We start from the raw sequence: 18,204 nt of genomic DNA on the forward strand, positions 1-18,204 counted from the left end.
GGGTGTGGTGCCAACGGCTCGGAACGGTTGTGTTACCCGCGGTTACTCGGAGCTCCGCGAGCCGACGGCGACGACCGCGCCGACGACGATCACCGCGGGAGGCCTGACCTCCTGCGTACGGACCTCCTCGGCGACCGTGGCGAGCGTCGCGTCCACCCGGCGCTGGGCGGCCGTCGTGCCCTCCTGGACGAGGGCGACCGGGGTGTCGGGCGACTTGCCGTGCGCGACGAGCGTCTCGGCGATCTTCCCGATCTTGTCGACGCCCATGAGGATCACCAGGGTGCCGGTGAGCTTCGCGAGGGAGGGCCAGTCGACCAGGGACCGCTCGTCATCGGGAGCGACATGCCCGCTGACCACCGTGAACTCATGGGCGACGCCCCGGTGGGTGACCGGGATGCCGGCCGCGCCGGGCACCGAGATCGAGCTGGAGATGCCCGGCACCACCGTGCAGGCGATGCCGGCCTCCGCGAGGGCCTGGAGCTCCTCCATGCCTCGGCCGAAGACGTACGGGTCGCCGCCCTTGAGGCGGACGACCGACTTGCCCTGCTTGGCGTGCTCGATCAGCGCGTTGTTGATGGCCTCCTGGGCCATGAACCGGCCGTAGGGGATCTTCGCGGCGTCGATCACCTCGACATGCGGCGGGAGTTCGGCCAGCAGGTCGCGCGGGCCGAGCCGGTCCGCGATGACGACGTCCGCCTCGGCGAGGAGGCGCCGCCCGCGGACCGTGATCAGATCCGGGTCGCCGGGACCGCCGCCGACCAGCGCGACACCGGGGGTCCGGGTGCGGTGGTGAGGGGCGACGAGGGTGCCGTCGCGCAGCCCCTCGACGACCGCGTCGCGGATGGCGGCGGTGTGGCGCGGGTCGCGGCCGCGGGCGTCGGTGGTGAGCACGGCGACCGTGACCCCCTCGCTGTGGCCGGTCGCCGGGGTCCAGGCGGTCGCGGCGTCGGCGTCGTCGGAGCGGACGCACCAGACGCGGTGCGCCTCGGCTTCGGCGGAGGCCCGGCCGTTCGCCTCGGGGTCGCTCGTGGCGATGAGGGCGTACCAGGCATCGGCGAGGTCACCCTCGGCGTACGGGCGCTTCGACCAGGTGATCTCGCCCGTGTCCGCCATCGCTTCCACCGAGGGCGTCGCCGCGGGGGACACGAGGTGGACGTCGGCGCCTGCCGCTATCAGCGCGGGGAGTCGGCGCTGGGCGACCTGGCCGCCGCCGAGGACGACGACCCTGCGGCCGGCGAGACGGAGGCCTACGGGGTAGGCGGGGTGTTCGGCCATGAGGGTGCGGCTCCTCGTACGGGCAGAGAGCAGAGGGTGGGCGCTGCGGCTCTGGAGCGGCCCTGACGTGCGCATTTTAGAGGTGACTTCAGCATGCGGCGGGGCCGGGGGCAGCACAAGCGCGTGCCCCCGGCCCCCGAGCGGGCCCTACTTCTCGGTGACGCCCGCCGAATCGAACGTCGCCACCTCGTGCATCGCCCGGGCTGTGCTCTGCACCAGCGGCAGCGCGAGCAGGGCGCCCGTTCCCTCGCCGAGGCGGAGGTCGAGGTCGACCAGAGGACGCAGGCCCAGCTTGTTCAGGGCGGCCACATGACCGGGTTCGGCGCTGCGGTGGCCCGCGATGCAGGCCGCGAGGACCTCGGGGGCGATGGCGCGGGCGACCAGCGCGGCGGCGCCGGCGCTGACGCCGTCCAGGATCACGGGCGTGCGCAGGGAGGCGCCGCCGAGGAGGAGGCCGACCAGCGCCGCGTGTTCGAAGCCGCCGATCGCGGCCAGGACACCGATGGGGTCCGCCGGGTCCGGCTGGTGGACCTCCAGTGCGCGGCGCACGACCTCGGTCTTGCGGGCGAGGGTCTCGTCGTTGATACCGGTGCCGCGGCCGGTGACCTCGGCCGGGTCGGCGCCCGTGAAGACCGAGATGAGGGCCGCCGACGCCGTGGTGTTCGCGATCCCCATCTCGCCCGTGAGCAGCGCCTTGTTGCCGGCCGCGACCAGGTCCCGGGCGGTCTCGATGCCGACCTCGATGGCCTGCTTGGCCTCCTCGCGGGTCATCGCGGGGCCGGTGGTCATGTCGGACGTGCCCGCGCGGATCTTGCGGGGCAGGAGACCGGGGGTCGCGGGGAGGTCGGCGGCGACGCCCACGTCCACCACGCAGACCTCGGCGCCCACCTGGGTCGCGAAGGCGTTGCAGACCGCTCCCCCGCCGAGGAAGTTGGCGACCATCTGGGCCGTCACCTCCTGCGGCCAGGGGGTGACCCCCTGCGCGTGCACCCCGTGGTCGCCCGCGAAGATCGCGACGGCCGCGGGCTCCGGGATGGGCGGCGGGCACTGCCGGGAGAGGCCGGACAGCTGCGCGGAGATGATCTCCAGCATGCCGAGCGAGCCCGGCGGCTTCGTCATGCGCTTCTGCCGCTCCCAGGCCTCGCCGAGCGCCTTGGCGTCCAGCGGACGGACGCTGGCGACGGTCTCGGCAAGCAGGTCGTGCGGGTCCTCGCCGGGCAGCGCGCGGCGGCCGTACGTCTCCTCGTGGACGACCCAGGACAGCGGACGGCGCTTGGCCCAGCCGGCCTGCATCAGCTCGGGTTCGTCCGGGAACTCGTCGACGTAGCCGACGCACAGGTAGGCGACCACTTCGAGGTGCTCGGGCAGGCCCAGCGCGCGGACCATCTCGCGCTCGTCGAAGAAACTGACCCAGCCGACACCGAGGCCCTCGGCGCGGGCGGCGAGCCAGAGGTTCTCGACCGCGAGCGCGGAGGAGTACGGCGCCATCTGCGGCTGGGTGTGCCGCCCGAGGGTGTGGCGGCCGCCGCGGGTCGGGTCGGCGGTGACGACGATGTTCACCGGGGTGTCGAGGATCGCCTCGATCTTCAGTTCCTTGAACTGCTTCGCGCGGCCCTTCGGCAGCGACTTCGCGTAGGCGTCCCGCTGACGGTTCGCCAGTTCGTGCATCGCGCGCCGGGTGTCGGCGGAGCGGATGACGACGAAGTCCCAGGGCTGCGAGTGCCCCACGGAGGGCGCGGTGTGGGCGGCCTCCAGGACGCGCAGCAGCACCTCGTGCGGGATCGGGTCGGCGCGGAATCCGTTGCGGATGTCCCGGCGCTCACGCATGACCTTCAGGACGGCCTCGCGCTCGGCGTCGTCGTACGCGGGCGCGGCGGGGCCGGTGGACTCTCGGACTTCTTCCACGGGAGCCGGGCTCTCTTCCTGGTCTGCGGCCCTGGTTTCCAGGTCCTCCGGGCTCTGTGCGGCATCGGGGTCGATGCCGGTCTCGGGCTCCGTGTCCGGGGTCGCCGGGGCGGGAGCGGGGTCGGCGCCGCGGGGGGCGGGGACCGTGACGGTGGGCGCGGCGGCGTCCGCTTCGGCGCTCTGCCCCGGTTCCGCCGCCGCGGGGGCGGTCTGCTCCTCCGTGGGAAGCACAACGGGGTGCGGCGGGGTCGGGGCGAGGTGCGGGGTGCTGGGCACCGTGCCCTCGACCGGCACGAACCGGCCCAGGGGCTGGTCCGGCGACGCCGACCCGTCCGACCGGTCGAGCCGCTCCTGCCGGGCAGCCGCAGGGGCGGCGGGCGCCGCGAGCGCGGTCACCGGACCCTGGGCGGGCTGGGGGTGGGCGTGCGCGGGCGCCTGCCCGGCCGGCTGCGGGATGACCGTGGCGTCCACGGCCACGGGGACCGCGACCGCCCCGGGCTCGGGGAGGACCTGGGGCGCCTCGACGGGCGACTCCGCCGCCGGCGGTTCCGACTGCGGTTCCGACTGCGGTTCCGCGGCAGACTCCGGAGCCGGTTCGGGCTCGGGCTCCGACTGCTCGGGCTCCGGCTCCGCGAGGGCGGCGGCGGGGTCGGGCTCCGACTGACCGACCGGGGCCTCCGCCTCGGGCGCTGGTTCGGCTGCGGCTTCGGCTTCGGGAGCGGCCTCGGGCTGGGGCTCGGGCTCGGGCTGGGGTGCCGTCCCGGGAACAGGAGCTTCCGGGATGTGAGACACGGGGGCCGCGATGTGGGCAGCCGGGGCGAGAGTCTCGTGCGAAGCCTCCACCTCCGGCTGCGGCTCGGGTGCCGTCGGCGGCTCGGGGTCGGGCAGCGGTGCGGGCCGGACGTCCTGGGACGGCTCGACGGATTGCCGCGGAGCGGGCTCGGACTGCTCGGCAAGGGCTGCCGCCGCGGCGACCTCGGCGGATGCCACGAAGGCGTCGACGAGCAGGACGGACTCGGGAGCGGCGGCGGGCGCCTGGGCCTCAGGCACGGAGGCTGCTTCGGGCGCGGCGGGCTCGGCGACGGGGCCGGGCAACTCCTGGGCGGGCGCCGCCGGTTCGGACACGTCGGGCACGGCGGTCGCCGCGGGCTCGGAGGCCTGCGCGACTGCGGGCGCAGGGGTGGGCTCGGCGGGGAGAGGCTCGGCAGGGGTGGGCTCAGGGTTCACGACGGCATCCGGCACGGGACCTTCGGCCGCGGCGCCGGGTGCGGGAACGAACTCGGCGACCGGGACCGCTTCCGCCACGGGCGCCTCGTGGGCCTGGGCCGGTGTGTCACCGGGGCCCGCCTGAGGCTCCACGGGCTCCACGTGCTCAACGGGCTGCTGGGGCTCCGGCTGCCGCGGCGCCTCGACCGGGCTCTCCTGCCCGGCGTCGGCCGCCTGAGCGACGGTCTCCGCGACGGAGTTCACTTCGGAGGCCTCGGCGGGCGCCGCCGTCTCGGCAGCCTCCGTCACCTCGGCAGGCTCCGCCACCTCGGCCGGGTCCGCGTCCTCAGCTGCCTGGGCCACGGCCGGTTCGGTCGGTGGGGTCGATGGGGTGTCCTCGGCGACGACGACCGGCGGCACGTACTCGGACCCGGACTCGGGGCCCTGGGGATCCTGGGCGGCTTCCGCTGCCTGCGCCGCGTCCACCGGTGCTCCCACCGCAGCGTCCACCGGCGCGTCGGCGGCCGGGACGGATGTGCCGTGCGTGGGCCCGTCGTCTCCGGAGAGGGGGACGTCGGCCGCGTCCTGCCCGGCCTCCGCGAGCGCGACGGCGGGAGCCTGCTCCGCCTCCGCCATCATCGCGGCTCCGAGCAGTTCGCCGGGATCGACGACCCCGTACCCGGTGGCGGCCTGCGCCGGCACGGGCGCCTCGCCGCCGACGGTTTCGGCCTCCTGGGCCTCCTGGGCCTCCTGGGGGGCGGTCGCGGCGATCGCCTCGGTCGCCACCCGGGCTACGGCGGCCTGGGCCACGCCGACCGGTTCGCGCTGCTGAGCTGCCGCGACGGTTGCCGGGGCAACCGTTTCCGCAGCCGTGGCCCCGTGCTCGACCGACGGCTGCGCGGCGCCCCAGGGAGACGCGCCCTGCGGCGGCATCTCGCGCAGCTGCGGGGTGTCGAGGTACTCGGGACCCGACGCGGACGGGCCGGTCTGTCGTACCGGCGCGCCCGCGGGGCCGCGATCGGCGAGGGAGCGGACCGGGCTCGCCGAGGCGTCGGGGATCGGCGGGCCGAGATGCAGGGGACGGCGCGGGGCCGCCTGGGGCGCCGACGGGCCGGGGAGGCGGACGGCGCTGAGGTCGACCGAACCGCTGTCACGGCCGGCCGTCTCGTGCGGGCCCGGCTCGTGCACCGTCTCGACGACCGGTTCCGGCGCTGGCGGCGCCACCTCGTTGCCCCACGCGCTCTGGGCACCCGGCAGCAGCAACAGGTCTTCGTCCTCGGCGGTGGTCTCGGAGAGGTAGGCGTACGCACCGTGCGCGGGGGCGCCCGGCTGTTCCACCATGCCTGCGCTCTCCGGCAGCCCCTCGCCCGGGACCTGGCCGGTGTCGGTCATGCGTACCCCTCGCCCATCGGTTAGTGCTTCTACGACCAGCTCACCCGGAGCGGCGCACCGACCGCCCCGTAGTGAAGAACGAGCGTCCGTGCCCAGCGGCACGAACGACCCGCCCGAAAAAGCGACAAAGCCATTCAGTGGCATTGTCCCGGCCGTAGTCGCGTCGCGACAGCGTGATCCGCGACGCCCCGCTGTGGACTGCGCCACGTTGCGCGTCCTCCGGTTCTGCCGTACCACACCCACCCCAAAAGGGATGTGTTTTCCGGACATTGACCGACGAAGTGCCGGGCGAACGGAAGCGGTACGACGATCGGCCAGCCTACCGCGCGCGGTACGACAACAGGATCACGGGGAGGGCGCGCCGGGTCACGGCCGGCGGTCGGCAGGTACCTGCCCGCCACCCGTCCCACACGGGTTCCGCACGCACCCCTCGCCTGTCCCTCACACGTGCCCCGCCTGTCGGCGGGCCCGTCCGCGAACTTCAGCGGACCTCAGCGGGCCTCAGCGGGGCGACGCGCGCCGGACGATCTCGCCGGTGAGGAGGAACGCGACGCTGCGCTCCCGCTCCGTCCAGGCCCGCGTGTCGAGTTCGACGGACTGGACGAGCGAGCACTCGACGCGGTAGCCGTGCTCGGTCAGGTCGCGGCCCACGAGTTCGGCGGCGTCGCGGGTCCCGGCGTGGGTGACGATGCGCTGCGGGCGGCGGTCGGCGACGGCGGAGACCACGGCCGCTCCCCCGCCGCCGACCCGTACGACGTCGGGTTCGGGCAGGTTCTCCAGGACGTGCGGGGCCGTGCCGTGGACGATCTGGAGCTGGACGCCGTGGCGGCGCGCGGAGCTGTCGGTGCGGGCGCACGCGTCGAGGTCCCGGTCGACGGCGAGGACGGCGGCGCCCGCCCGCGCCGCCTCGGTCGCGAAGGCGCCGCTGCCGCAGCCGATGTCCCAGACGAGATCGCCGACGCGTGGGCCGAGCCGGGCGAGTTGGGCGGCCCGCAGCAGCTCCGCCTCGCCCTCGCCGAGTCCGCCGCCGTACGCCTCGGCGGGCAGGGCCCAGCCGCGCGGGCCGGTGCCCGGGTCGCGGCCGGCGATCCAGCCGCTGTCCCCCGAGACGACCGGCCCGGTGGGACCGCCGATGACGATGACCACGTTGGGGTCGCGCCAGGTGTGGTCGGCGGCCTTGTCCGAGGTGACGACGCTGACCTGTTCGCGGGTGGTGCCGAGTTCCTCGCAGACCACGAACGTGCGGTGCACGCCGTCCATGAGCAGGCCGAGCTCGGCGGGGCCGGCGCCCGGGGAGGTGAGGACGGCGACCTTGGTGTGGGCGCGGCAGACGTTCACGGCGCGACGCAGGGTGCGCCGGTGGGCGACGACCACGTGGGCGTCGTCCCAGGGCATGCCGGCCCGGGCGAAGGCGGCGGCGACGGCGGAGACGGCCGGGACGACCTCGACCTCCAGGCCGAACTCGGGTGCGCGCAGGGTCCGTACGACGCCGAAGAAGCCCGGGTCGCCGTCGGCGAGGACGACGGCGGTGCCGCGGTGGCCCGCGATGCGGCGGGCGGCGAGGGAGACACTGCCGAGCCGGACGCGCTCCGCACCGGGCGGCACCTCGGGGAGCGCCAGGTGGTGGGGGGCGCCGGCCACCAGCGTGGCGGCGCCGAGGGCGGAGCGGGCCGCGGCGGTCAGCGGCGAACCGTCCCATCCGATCACCGTGACGCGGTCGGCCATCGTCGTCAGTCTCCCCCGGGGTTCGCGCAGGTAGCGGGCTCCGTGAGGGTACCTGTTCGGTGGGTCACGGCAATGGTGGTGGCACCGGCGCGGGGGTCAGTTCCAGTCGGTGTACGACGTGAAACCGCCGCTCTCCGCGAAGTGCTCCCCGGGGCCCTCCAGGTCCTCCGGGAGGAGGCTCCACACGATGTAGTCGGTGCGCACCTCGTTCCACCTGCCGTCCTCGGCCCGGGCGCGCGCTATGCAGGCGCCCCGCAGCACACCCTCGCTGATACAGCCGATCTTCTGCGCGACCTGCTGGGAGGCGGTGTTGTCGGCGGCCGTGCGCAGCTCGATGCGCTCGAACTTCTGGTCGCGGATCAGCCACTGGGCGGTGGCCAGCGCCGCCTCGGAGGCGTAGCCCTCGCCGCGCGCCCAGGGCGCGATGATGTACGACAGTTCGGTGGAGCGGACGTGCCAGTCGGTCCTGGCGAGCTGGATGACGCCGACCAGACGCTGGGTGAGGAACTCCGTGACCGCGAGGTCGAGGCCGCGGCCCTCGGTGCGTTCGGTGGGCGCGCGCTCGGTGATCCAGCGGCGGGCGGCCGCCTCGTCGTAGGGCTGGGGCACGGCCGTCCAGGCGGCGACCTGCTCGTCGTTCATCATGTCGGCCAGGGCGGGCACGTCGTCCTCGTCGAGGGGACGCAGCACCAACCGCTCCGTGCTGATGGAGATGGTGGGGAAGGTGCTCGTCATGCGCCGCTCCGTAACCTTCGAAACCTCGGGGTGTGACCTGCCGACCCGTCAGGGTCCGCTGAACTGCCCAGCATGCAGCATGTGAGCCCGGAACCACACCACGGGGTCCACACCGGGTGAAGGTGTGGACCCGGGGCGCGGTGGCCGGTCCTCCGGCCGGTCGAGGTGATCAGAACGAGGCGATGACGGAGCCCGCGTACTTGTCCTCGATGAACTTCTTGACCTCGGCGGAGGTGAGGAGCTTGGCGAGCTTCTTCACCCGCGGGTCGTCCTCGTTGCCGTCCTTGACGGCGAGGAAGTTGCCGTACGGGTTGTCCGTGGCGGACTCCAGGACGAGGGCGTCCGACGCGGGCTTCAGGTCCGCCTCGATGGCGTAGTTGCCGTTGATGACCGCGGCGTCCACGTCGTCGAGGGAGCGCGGGGTCTGGGCCGCCTCCAGCTCCTTGAACTTGAGCTTCTTCGGGTTCTCGGTGATGTCCGCGGGGGTCGCGTCGTTGCCCACGCCGGCCTTGAGGGTGATGAGCTTGTTCGCGGCGAGCAGCTTCAGGGCGCGGGCCTCGTTGACGCTGTCGTTGGGAACCGCGATGGTCGCGCCGCTCTTCAGGGCGTCCGCGCTCTTGACCTTGTGGGAGTAGAGGCCGAGCGGCTCCAGGTGGACCGTGACGACGGGCACGATGTGGGTGCCGTTCTTCTTGTTGAAGTCGTCGAGGTACGGCTGGTTCTGGAAGTAGTTGGCGTCGACCGAGCCGTCCTCCGTCGCCGTGTTCGGCGTGACGTAGTCGGTGAACTCCTTGACCTCCAGGTCGAGTCCCGCCTTCTTCGCCAGGTTGTCCTTGACGAAGTCGAGGATCTCGGCGTGCGGGGTCGGGCTCGCGGCGACGGTCAGCGGGCCGCTGGTGTCGGAGGCGGCGTCCTGGTCCGAGCCGCAGGCGGTCAGCCCCAGGGTGAGGGCGCCGACGGCGAGGACTGCGGTGGTGAACTTGGCGGTGTTACGCACGAAAAGTGCCTTTCCTGAGGGTGTAGCGACCCGCGTGGGGTGTGCGGGGGATCTGTGGGAGCGGCCCTGGGTGGGCTCAGGCGACCTTGCTGATGTCCGCGGCGGCCGGCTCCTTGGCCTTGAGGAGCCGGAGCTTCGGCGCGGGGCCCGAGCTGCCGCCGCGGCGGTGCAGGGAGCGGGCCGCGTAGTCGCCGGCGAACTGGATGAGCGAGATGACGACGGCGAGGATCGCCACCGTGATCCACATCAGCTCGGTCTCGAAGCGCTGGTAGCCGTAGCGGATGGCGATGTCGCCGAGGCCGCCCGCGCCCACCGTGCCGGCCATGGCGGAGTAGCCGATCAGGGCGACGATCGTGGTCGTGGTGCTCGCGATGAGCGAGGGCAGGGACTCCGGCACGAGGACCTTGCGCACGATCGTCCAGGTGTTGCCGCCCATCGCCTGCACGGCCTCGACGAGTCCGCCGTCCACTTCGCGGACGGCCGTCTCGACCAGACGCGCGAAGAAGGGGATGGCGCCGATGGCGAGCGGCACGATCGCGGCCTCGCGGCCGATGGTCGTCCCGGTGATCGTGCGGGTGAAGTTCATCAGCGCGACCATCAGGATGATGAACGGCAGCGAGCGGGCGATGTTCACGACCTGCCCGATCACCTTGTTGGCGGCCAGGTTCTGCAGCAGGCCGCCGCGGTCGGTCAGGACCAGCAGGACGCCGAGCGGGAGACCGCCGACGACGGCGATGAGCGTGGACCAGCCGACCATGTAGAGGGTGTCCCAACAGGCCTGGGACAGCAGGGGCTGCATCTCCGACCAGGTCACTTGGCACCCTCCTTCAGCAGCACGGGCTCCTGGGCCGCGTGGTCCACGATGTCGATCTGGAGGCCCTGTTCGCGCAGGAAGCCGATCGGCACCACGTTGTCCTCGTAGCGGCCGGGCAGCTCGATGCGCATGCGGCCGACCTGGAGCCCGCCGACGGTGTCGATGGCGGCGCCGAGGATCGAGATGTCGATGTTGTAGGTGCGCGACAGCTGGGAGATGACGGGCCGGGTGGCGGCCTCGCCGTGGAAGGTGACGTCGACGACGGTGCGGTCCTCGCCGGTGGCGTCGCCGCCGACCGGGAAGAGCGCGCCGGCCAGCTCGGAGCCGGGGGTCGCGAGCAGCTCGCCGACCGTGCCGGACTCGACGACGCGGCCGTTCTCCATCAGCGCGGCGGAGTCGCAGATCGACTTCACCACGTCCATCTCGTGCGTGATGAGCAGGACGGTCAGGCCCAGCTGGCGGTTCAGGTCGCGCAGCAGCTGGAGGATGGAGCGGGTGGTCTCCGGGTCGAGCGCGCTGGTGGCCTCGTCGGAGAGCAGCACCTTGGGGTCGCCGGCGAGGGCGCGGGCGATGCCGACGCGCTGCTTCTGACCGCCGGAGAGCTGGGCCGGGAAGGACTTCGCCTTGTCGGCGAGACCGACCAGGTCGAGCAGCTCCAGCGCCTTGCGGGAACGTTCCTGTCCCGAGATGCCGAGGATCTCCAGGGGCAGTTCGACGTTGTCCTGCACGGTCCGCGAGGACAGCAGGTTGAAGTGCTGGAAGACCATCCCGATCCGGCTGCGCGCCTGCCGCAGCTCCTTGCCGGCCCGGGGTCCGCGCCCGGCGAGCGCGGTGAGGTCCTGTCCGGCGACGGTGACCGTGCCGGCGGTGGGACGCTCCAGGAGGTTGATGCAGCGGATGAGCGAGGACTTGCCGGCGCCGGACTGGCCGATGACGCCGTACACCTCGCCTTCGCGGACGTGGAGGTCGACGCCGTCGAGGGCGGTGACCTCACGGCCGCGCGAGCGGTAGACCTTGGTCAGGCCCGTGGTGGTGATCACGTGGATTTCCGTCACTGTCGAGTGCGCGGGCGTGGGTGTGCCCGGGCGCACGGGTGCAGGCTGTCAGGGACGCGACACGGCTCTCGCTGTGGCGGGGAACCGGGGAGAAACATGTGCGCGGGGCGCGGCTACGTCATGTACGGCGGACTTGCGGCGCACGGACATGCCACGGCGTCTCGCTTCGGGGCGCGAGCTCGGGGTGGTGCGGGGGCCCTCTAGAAGGCGCACATTCGACACATACAACGAGCACCGGGCGTCATGGTCGCCTCGGTCGCAGGGGTGCGGCTGCTCGTAGTGGTCATGAGCATCAGTAAAGCAGACGTACGGTCCTGACCGAGACCCCGCTGTCCGCATGCCGGACAGCCGTGGACGGTGGGCGGGTCCACGCCGGGCCCGTCCGGAGATCTCCGCACCCCCGTCCGTGACCAGCGCCGACAAGGCGGACCGGCCCTTGCCGGGCGGCCGGCGCCGAGCCCGTCACCTCCATGGGCTGTGGCCAACGACACGGTCCCCGGACGGCGGGGAGGACGGCGGGGAGGACGGCGGGGAGGACGGCGGGGCAGGCGGTGCCGGGCCCGGCCGTCCGGGCCGGCGCCGGGGGCACGGGCCCGATCGCGGGACGCCTGATACGCCGTAATAAGGTCGCAGCATGCTTAATGCCCTGACGCTGGTGACCGGCGTCGCCGCGTTGCTGCTCGCCGCCTGGTGCGGCTGGGCCGCCTACCGTGACCAGCCGACGAAGGACTGGCATTTCATCGGGATGGCCGTGGTCTCCCTGCTGGCCGTGATCCAGCTGGTGGTCGGGATCGTCCAGCTGGCGCGGGGCGAGAAGCCGGAGCAGGGCACGACGATCTTCGTGGCGTATCTGCTCGGCGCGGCCGCGTGCGTTCCGGCGGCGGGGCTCATGTCACTGTCCGAGCGGACCCGCTGGGGCTCGGTGACGGCCGCCGCGGGCGGTGTCGTGCTCGCCGTGCTCGAGGTGCGGCTCTTTGACATCTGGGGAGGCTGACATGGCGGCGGTGGACGACGAGCCGGACCGGCTCATCAGCGGGCCCGGGACACTCCTGGTCTGGTTCTACGGCGTGATGGTGGTCGGGGCGGTGTCGCGGTCGGCGTACCAGATCGCGACCGAGTTCGACCGGGCGCCGCTGGCCTACGCACTCTCGGCCGTGGCGGGCGTGGTGTACGGATTCATCACGTACTCGCTGGTGCGGGGCGGCGAGAGGGCCCGCAGGGCGGCGCAGGTGTGCTGCGCCGCCGAGCTGGCGGGCGTGCTGATCGTCGGCACCTGGACCCTGGTCGAGCCGTCGGCCTTCCCCGACTCGACCGTGTGGTCGAAGTACGGGATGGGGTACGTGTTCATCCCCGTGCTGCTGCCGCTGTCCGCCCTGTACTGGCTGCGGAAGTCCCGTACCGCTGCGCGGCCTACGCCGTAGCCGCGTACTGCCCGGCCTGCTTCTCCAGGACGATCATCATGACGCCGTCCGTGCCCTGCGAGGTGCCGACCGTCTCGTAGCCGACCCGGCGGTAGAGACGGAGGTTGCCCTCGCTGCGGTGGCCGGTGAAGAGGCGGAACTTCTTGGCGCCGCGCTCCTCGGCCAGTGCCGCCTCGGCCGCGCGGAGCAGCCGTGCGCCGATGCCGTGGCCCTGGAGGCGCGGGTGGACGCAGAGCTTGCCGATGGCCGCGGCGCCGTCCTCGGTGAGACCGCCTCGTACGGAGCCGACCACCTCGTCGCCCAGGCGGGCCACGAAGACGCAGTCGGCGGCGAGTTCCTGCCGGACCGAGTCGAGGCTCTGGACGAGCGGGGCGATGCGGTAGTTGGCGTACAGCGCGGCTTCACTCTGGAAGCACAGGTACTGCAATCTGAAGATCTGCTCGGCATCCTGCTCGGTCGCCTCCGAGATGGTCACGCTCATGCCCATGTGCGCACGCCTCCCGCTCACCTGATCGCCTGTGGTCCCTCACTCCTATCCCCGCAGTTCGCGGGCCGCAACCTCCGGCGCCAGCAAACGCCGCAGACATCCCAGACATCTGGAACGTTCCGGTCCGAGACTGCCCTGTGAGATACCCAACTCCCCCGCGATCTCGCGGTAGGTGAGGTCCCGCGGCGAGAGAAGAGCCTGCAGCAGACGGGAGCAGCGGCCGGGCAGCCGGGCCACGGCCTCGCGCAGGGCGCGGTGCCGGGCGGCGGCGAGGGCGAGCTGCTCGGGGCCGCGGCCGGAGTCGTCGGCGGGGTCGCTCTCGTACGGCTGCTCGCGGCGGGTCGTACGGCGGGTGCGGCGGACCTCGGCGCGGACGGCCCGGCGCAGCCAGCCGTGGGGGTCGGAGGGCGGGCCGTCGGTGGCGAGGTGCTCCAGCAGGCGGAGCCAGACCGCCTGTTCCAGGTCGCCGGGTTCGGCCCCGGTGGCATGGGCCTCGGCGGAGGCCTCCGCGGTGAGCAGCGGGCGCAGGGTGGTGAGCAGGTCGTGCGTCATATGCCACACGATGCGGCCGCCCGGGCGGCTGGTTGCCGGGGCGGCCGACTGTCACTCCAACGGGGACTCAGGCGTTGACGAAGTCCGCGCGGGCCAGCAGGCCGGTGTCCGGGTTGTCCGTGAAGACACCGTCGATGCCGGTCGCGAAGTAGGTGCGGAACGCGCCGAAGGAGTCACCGTAGGCGTCCGCGTCCGTGCCCTTGCGGAAGCCGGTGGGCAGGAAGGGGTTCTCGTTGCGCATGGTGTACGGGTGCAGCACCAGGCCGACCGCGTGGGCGTCCTTCACCAGCGTGGTCGGGGTCGTGAGGTTGCCGGCGGCGTCCTTCGGGATCACCAGGTCCAGGGTCGGGCCGATGCCCTGGGCGTAGCCCGCGATCTCCCGCAGGCCCGCCCGGGTCACCAGGTCGGCGACCGTGCGTGGGTCGCCCGCCTCGACGAAGTCCCACGGGCGCGAGCTCGCGCCGGACAGCAGCACCACGAGGGGGTTGTCGACCAGCTTGTTCAGGCGCTGGATGCTGCTCGGCTCGAAGGACTGCACGATGACCGGCGAGTTCTTCTTGTCCTTGCCGTACTTGTGCAGCAGCTTGGCGACCCGCTCCTCCAGGCCGAGGCCCAGCTTGCGGAAGTAGGTGGGGTGCTTGGTCTCGGGGTAGATCCAGACCTGCCTGCCGCGCTTGCGGGTCTGCTCGTCCTGCCACTTCAGGACTTCCTCGAAGGTGGGGATCTCCCAGCGGCCGTTGTAGAGGGTGTTGTGCGGGCGGTTGGCCGGGATGCGCTCGACGGCGCGCAGGGTCTTCAGCTCGGCGAGGGTGAAGTCCTCGGTGAACCAGCCGGTCGTGGAGACGCCGTCGAGGACCTTCGTGGTCCTGCGGGCGGCGAACTCCGGATGGTCGGCGACGTCCGTGGTCCCGCCGATCTCCGGCTCGTGACGGCACACCAGGTGGCCGTCCCTGGTGGGGACGAGGTCCCCCGCCTCGACGATGTCGGCGCCCAGGTCGAGGGCGAGCTGGTACGAGCCGAAGGTGTGCTCCGGCCGGTAGCCGCTGGCCCCGCGGTGACCGATGATCGTCGGCACGGGCAGGCTCTTCAGGCCCTTGCCGGAGCGGGAGGAGTCGGCGGCTCTCGCCGTGCCCGACAGGCCGAGGACCGATCCGGTGGCACCGAGCACGGCGGCGCCGAGGAGCGCCCGCCGTCCGGTTCCGCCCGCGCTCGCCTGCTGGTTCGACTCCTGCGTGCCCTGCGTGTCCATGGGGCCTCCTGCCGTCGGCTCGTCCGTGCGGCCCGATCGTAGGGGCGTGGACATGACCGTCGGGAGACCTCGGTCCTAACACGCGGGTGACGGCGGATGGCAGGTGCCGTACGGCCGTCCGGCCGGTTCCGCGCGGTAGTTCACCGCGTTCCGGGCAGATGACAATAAGGAGGCGATGCCGCCGTACAGGTAAACGTACGTCAACAGTGCGTAAGACCTGGGTGACCCGATGTGCGTCACACCCGATGCCGCGAGTATCGTCCTCACCTGCACAGACTCATACCGTTTTCCCTTGACATCGGAGGGCTCGTTGTCCCGCTTCGTGCTCATCAAGGCAGTACTCGGACCGGTCATGCGCCTGATGTTCCGCCCCCGGGTCGAGGGCGCGGAGCACATCCCTGGCGACGGCCCCGTCATCCTGGCAGGCAATCACCTCACGTTCATCGACTCGATGATTCTTCCACTCGTGTGCGACCGGCAGGTCTTCTTCATCGGCAAGGACGAGTACGTCACCGGCAAGAGCCTCAAGGGCCGGCTCATGGCCTGGTTCTTCACCGGGGTCGGCATGATCCCGGTGGACCGCGACGGCGGCCGCGGTGGTGTGGCGGCCCTGATGACCGGGCGGCGGGTGCTGGAGGAGGGGAAGGTCTTCGGCATCTACCCCGAGGGCACCCGGTCGCCCGACGGCCGGCTGTACCGCGGGCGGACCGGTATCGCCCGGCTGACGCTGATGACCGGGGCGCCGGTCGTTCCCTTCGCGATGATCGGCACGGACAAGCTGCAGCCGGGCGGGGCGGGGATGCCCCGGCCCGGGCGGGTCACCGTCCGCTTCGGCGAGGCGATGGAGTTCTCCCGGTACGACGGGATGGACCGGGACCGGTATGTGCTGCGGGCCGTGACGGACTCGGTGATGACCGAGGTCATGCGGCTGTCGGGGCAGGAGTACGTGGACATGTACGCCACGAAGGCGAAAGCCGCGTAGGCCTCCGGCGGGGGCGTTTTGCGGTGCGGGGCGTTGTGGCTCGCCTCGCCGCGGGTCCCCTCGGGGGGCGTTTTGCGGTGCGGGTGCGTCGTGGCTGGCCGCGCAGTTCCCCGCGCCCCTGAGGGTGGGGGACTTGCCCGGGGGCGTGAGGGAACTGTTTCCCGCAGCCCGGAGGGTGGGGGACCTGGCCGGGGGCGGGTGGGTGTCGTTTGCTCGGCGCTGGTTCGTGGTCCTCTACTCGGTGGTCTCCAGGTGCTGGCCCCTGAGCAGGAACCACGCGGCCACCGCCGTTGCCAGCAGGACCGCCGCGCCCGCTCCGGACGCCGTGGTCAGGCCGTCGACGAAGGCCTCCCGGGCCGACGACAGCATCTCCTCGGCCGCGGCCGACGGCATGTGTCCCGCAGCCTCCACCGCGCCGCCCAGTGACTCGTGCGCCCCTTCCGGTGTGCCCGCCGGCGCCGCGAAGCCTCGGTAGACGCCCGTCACGATCGAGCCGAGTACGGCGATGCCGAGCGCCGCGCCGAGCTCGTACGCCGTCTCGGACACCGCGGACGCCGCTCCCGCCTGTTCCTTGGGCACGGAGCCCAGGATGACGTCGGCGGTCACCGTGAAGGAGAAACCCGCTCCCACGCCGACCAGCAGCAGCGCCGCGCCCAGCACGGGGTAGCCGGTGGACTGGCCGATCGTCGTCAGGGCGGCCAGCGCGAGGCCGATCGCCGCGAGGCCGCCGGAGACCACGGCCCTGACCGAGAGGCGGCGGGCCGCCCGGCCCGCGATCAGGCCGGCCACCACCGCGCCCACGGCGGCGGGAAGTTCGGCCAGACCGGCCTCGAACGGGCGCCTGCCCTGGACGAGCTGGAGGTACTGGGAGAGGAAGAACACCAGGCCGGACAGGCCCAGGATGGTCAGCAGGTCGGCCAGGACCGCCCCGCTGAAGCCGCGGTTGCGGAACAGGCGCATGTCCAGCAGGGGGGTCGGCAGGGTCAGCTGGCGGCGGACGAAGCCGTACAGCGCGGCCGCGCCCAGCAGGCCCGTGCCGACCGAGATCCCGGTGAAGCCGTGCGTGGCGGCCTCCTTGACCGCGTAGACGACGCCGATCATGCCGACCAGGGACAGCAGCACGCTGGGCAGGTCCCACGGGCCGGGGTTCGGGGTGCGGGACTCCGGGAGCGTCCTGATGCCGACGACGACCAGGACGACCATGACGGGCAGGTTGATGAGAAAGACCGAGCCCCACCAGAAGTGTTCGAGGAGGAAGCCGCCCACGATGGGGCCGACCGCGGTACCCGCGGAGGCGGTGGCGCCCCAGATGCCGACCGCGAGGCTGCGCTCGCGCGGATCGTGGAAGAGGTTGCGGATCAGGGCGAGCGTGGCGGGCATCAGGGTCGCGCCGGCGACGCCGAGCAGGGCACGCGCCGCGATCATCGTCTCCGGGGTCGTCGCGTAGGCGTTGAGGACGGATATCAGCCCGAACGCGGTGGCGCCCATGAGCAGGATCCGCTTGCGGCCGATGCGGTCGCCGAGGCTGCCCATCGAGACGAGCAGACCGGCGATGACGAAGGAGTAGACGTCGCCGATCCAGAGGAGCTGGGTGCCGGAGGGCTCGAGGTCCTCGCTGATGTAGGGGGTCGCGAGACCGAGGACGGTCGCGTCGACGGCCACCAGCAGCACGGCGAGCACGAGGACGGAGAGCGCGAGCCAACGGTCCGGACGCTTCACCGCCCCGGTCGTGGTCGTCGGCCGCAGGGTGCTGGTCATGATTCCTCTATCTGTGATGCCGAACTCTGTGGTGCGGGGTTCTGTGGTGCCGGGCTGTCGGGTGCCGGACGAGGGCCTGGGGCGTCCGGGCTCTGTGCCGAGGGCGGCCTCAGCGCGCCGCCGAGCAGCAGCTCGACGATCATGTGCTGGAAGTCCTTGGGGGCGCCCTTGCCGCTCTGCACCATCCAGGCGCCGGAGGCCAGCAGGCCGAACAGCGCCTCGGTGAGCCAGGCGGGCGTGAGGTCGATACGGAACTCACCGCTCAGTTGCCCGCGCCGGAACAGGTCCGAGATCCGGTCGTCGATCCGGGTCCAGCCGTGGTTCAGCTCCTCGCCCTCGAACAGCTGGTTCTCGGTGTAGAGGAAGGCGAGCAGGCCGGCGGCCGGTTCGATCTCCTGGACGAGCCGGCGCACGGCGTCGGGCGCGGGGCCCTCGTCCAGCCGCGCCGCATCCAGAGCGGTCTCGCACTCCGCGATGCCGAGGGCCTCCAGGGCACGCACCAGCGCGTCGCGGCCGGCGAAGTGACGGTGCAGTGTGGCCCGGCTGATCCCGGCCGCCTTGGCCACCTCGTCCATCGTCGCGGTGGATTTGCGGGTCAGCAGGGCCGCGGCTCCGCGCAGCACTTGATCACGATCGACAGCCATGAGACAA

15 protein-coding genes are annotated in these 18,204 nt (G+C 72.7%); 3 read left to right on the forward strand and 12 right to left on the reverse strand.

Features of this window, described 5'->3' with window-relative positions; all coding sequences use genetic code 11:
• Positions 1 to 42: 42 nt before the first annotated feature.
• The 7 genes from cobA to ASD48_RS40700 form a co-directional block, all read right to left on the reverse strand.
• Positions 43 to 1,275: a uroporphyrinogen-III C-methyltransferase gene (cobA, locus tag ASD48_RS40670; RefSeq protein WP_057606956.1), complete on the reverse strand. Its 1,233-nt coding sequence runs from the start codon at positions 1,273 to 1,275 to the stop codon at positions 43 to 45.
• A 147-nt stretch (positions 1,276 to 1,422) separates the two neighbouring features.
• Complete coding sequence (gene cobT / locus ASD48_RS40675; RefSeq protein ID WP_057606957.1) at positions 1,423 to 5,778, reverse strand: nicotinate-nucleotide--dimethylbenzimidazole phosphoribosyltransferase; 4,356 nt, start codon at positions 5,776 to 5,778, stop codon at positions 1,423 to 1,425.
• Positions 5,779 to 6,279: 501 nt separating this feature from the next.
• Positions 6,280 to 7,503 carry a precorrin-6y C5,15-methyltransferase (decarboxylating) subunit CbiE gene (gene cbiE, locus ASD48_RS40680; RefSeq protein ID WP_057606958.1) on the reverse strand — a complete coding sequence of 408 codons (1,224 nt, stop codon included), beginning with the start codon at positions 7,501 to 7,503 and terminating at the stop codon, positions 6,280 to 6,282.
• A 96-nt stretch (positions 7,504 to 7,599) separates the two neighbouring features.
• Positions 7,600 to 8,238, reverse strand: coding sequence for a GNAT family N-acetyltransferase (locus ASD48_RS40685; protein WP_057606959.1), 639 nt, complete (start codon positions 8,236 to 8,238; stop codon positions 7,600 to 7,602).
• A gap of 169 nt (positions 8,239 to 8,407) precedes the next feature.
• Entirely contained in the window at positions 8,408 to 9,235 is an 828-nt protein-coding gene (locus ASD48_RS40690; RefSeq protein WP_057606960.1) for a MetQ/NlpA family ABC transporter substrate-binding protein, read from the reverse strand.
• A gap of 76 nt (positions 9,236 to 9,311) precedes the next feature.
• Positions 9,312 to 10,049 carry a methionine ABC transporter permease gene (locus tag ASD48_RS40695; protein WP_057606961.1) on the reverse strand — a complete coding sequence of 246 codons (738 nt, stop codon included), beginning with the start codon at positions 10,047 to 10,049 and terminating at the stop codon, positions 9,312 to 9,314.
• Positions 10,046 to 11,089, reverse strand: coding sequence for an ATP-binding cassette domain-containing protein (locus ASD48_RS40700; RefSeq protein ID WP_057606962.1), 1,044 nt, complete (start codon positions 11,087 to 11,089; stop codon positions 10,046 to 10,048). The genes ASD48_RS40695 and ASD48_RS40700 overlap by 4 nt, the downstream gene beginning before the upstream one ends.
• Before the next feature lie 649 nt (positions 11,090 to 11,738).
• On the opposite strand from ASD48_RS40700, the gene ASD48_RS40705 reads away from it, so the two are divergent.
• Both ASD48_RS40705 and ASD48_RS40710 read left to right on the forward strand, forming a co-directional pair.
• Positions 11,739 to 12,098, forward strand: coding sequence for a hypothetical protein (locus ASD48_RS40705; protein ID WP_057606963.1), 360 nt, complete (start codon positions 11,739 to 11,741; stop codon positions 12,096 to 12,098).
• Position 12,099: 1 nt separating this feature from the next.
• Positions 12,100 to 12,525 carry a hypothetical protein gene (locus tag ASD48_RS40710; protein WP_057606964.1) on the forward strand — a complete coding sequence of 142 codons (426 nt, stop codon included), beginning with the start codon at positions 12,100 to 12,102 and terminating at the stop codon, positions 12,523 to 12,525.
• On the opposite strand, the gene ASD48_RS40715 is transcribed toward ASD48_RS40710, so the two are convergent.
• The 3 genes from ASD48_RS40715 to ASD48_RS40725 form a co-directional block, all read right to left on the reverse strand.
• Complete coding sequence (locus ASD48_RS40715) at positions 12,515 to 13,012, reverse strand: GNAT family N-acetyltransferase (RefSeq protein WP_057606965.1); 498 nt, start codon at positions 13,010 to 13,012, stop codon at positions 12,515 to 12,517. The two genes, ASD48_RS40710 and ASD48_RS40715, sit on opposite strands and share 11 nt — an antisense overlap.
• Positions 13,013 to 13,057: 45 nt before the next feature.
• The gene (locus tag ASD48_RS40720) at positions 13,058 to 13,564 is read right to left on the reverse strand and encodes a sigma-70 family RNA polymerase sigma factor (protein ID WP_057606966.1); all 507 of its coding nucleotides are present in this window, start codon (positions 13,562 to 13,564) and stop codon (positions 13,058 to 13,060) included.
• A gap of 67 nt (positions 13,565 to 13,631) precedes the next feature.
• Positions 13,632 to 14,813, reverse strand: a complete 1,182-nt coding sequence (locus ASD48_RS40725) for a glycerophosphodiester phosphodiesterase (RefSeq protein WP_057606967.1) — start codon at positions 14,811 to 14,813, stop codon at positions 13,632 to 13,634.
• A 310-nt stretch (positions 14,814 to 15,123) separates the two neighbouring features.
• Here ASD48_RS40725 and ASD48_RS40730 point away from each other — a divergent pair, with 310 nt between their 5' ends.
• Positions 15,124 to 15,795 carry a lysophospholipid acyltransferase family protein gene (locus ASD48_RS40730; protein ID WP_054239454.1) on the forward strand — a complete coding sequence of 224 codons (672 nt, stop codon included), beginning with the start codon at positions 15,124 to 15,126 and terminating at the stop codon, positions 15,793 to 15,795.
• A 234-nt stretch (positions 15,796 to 16,029) separates the two neighbouring features.
• On the opposite strand, the gene ASD48_RS40735 is transcribed toward ASD48_RS40730, so the two are convergent.
• A complete protein-coding gene (locus tag ASD48_RS40735) occupies positions 16,030 to 17,553 on the reverse strand; it encodes an MFS transporter (protein WP_057606968.1) in 1,524 nt (507 codons plus the stop codon).
• Positions 17,550 to 18,197 carry a TetR/AcrR family transcriptional regulator gene (locus tag ASD48_RS40740; RefSeq protein WP_242432873.1) on the reverse strand — a complete coding sequence of 216 codons (648 nt, stop codon included), beginning with the start codon at positions 18,195 to 18,197 and terminating at the stop codon, positions 17,550 to 17,552. Before ASD48_RS40740 ends, ASD48_RS40735 begins: the two co-directional genes overlap by 4 nt.
• Between the last annotated feature and the right edge of the window lie 7 nt (positions 18,198 to 18,204).

It is taken from the genome of Streptomyces sp. Root1310 (genome assembly GCF_001426425.1).
Lineage (GTDB): Bacteria > Actinomycetota > Actinomycetes > Streptomycetales > Streptomycetaceae > Streptomyces.

Bases quoted from the DNA above. Each gene is read 5' to 3' on its own strand.
- ASD48_RS40705 (WP_057606963.1), top strand. From the start codon at position 11,739: ATGCTTAATGCCCTGACGCTGGTGACCGGCGTCGCCGCGTTGCTGCTC.
- ASD48_RS40685 (WP_057606959.1), bottom strand. From the start codon at position 8,238: ATGACGAGCACCTTCCCCACCATCTCCATCAGCACGGAGCGGTTGGTG.
- ASD48_RS40710 (WP_057606964.1), top strand. From the start codon at position 12,100: ATGGCGGCGGTGGACGACGAGCCGGACCGGCTCATCAGCGGGCCCGGG.
- cobA (WP_057606956.1), bottom strand. From the start codon at position 1,275: ATGGCCGAACACCCCGCCTACCCCGTAGGCCTCCGTCTCGCCGGCCGC.
- cobT (WP_057606957.1), bottom strand. From the start codon at position 5,778: ATGACCGACACCGGCCAGGTCCCGGGCGAGGGGCTGCCGGAGAGCGCA.
- ASD48_RS40715 (WP_057606965.1), bottom strand. From the start codon at position 13,012: ATGGGCATGAGCGTGACCATCTCGGAGGCGACCGAGCAGGATGCCGAG.
- cbiE (WP_057606958.1), bottom strand. From the start codon at position 7,503: ATGGCCGACCGCGTCACGGTGATCGGATGGGACGGTTCGCCGCTGACC.
- ASD48_RS40740 (WP_242432873.1), bottom strand. From the start codon at position 18,197: ATGGCTGTCGATCGTGATCAAGTGCTGCGCGGAGCCGCGGCCCTGCTG.
- ASD48_RS40735 (WP_057606968.1), bottom strand. From the start codon at position 17,553: ATGACCAGCACCCTGCGGCCGACGACCACGACCGGGGCGGTGAAGCGT.
- ASD48_RS40725 (WP_057606967.1), bottom strand. From the start codon at position 14,813: ATGGACACGCAGGGCACGCAGGAGTCGAACCAGCAGGCGAGCGCGGGC.
- ASD48_RS40720 (WP_057606966.1), bottom strand. From the start codon at position 13,564: ATGACGCACGACCTGCTCACCACCCTGCGCCCGCTGCTCACCGCGGAG.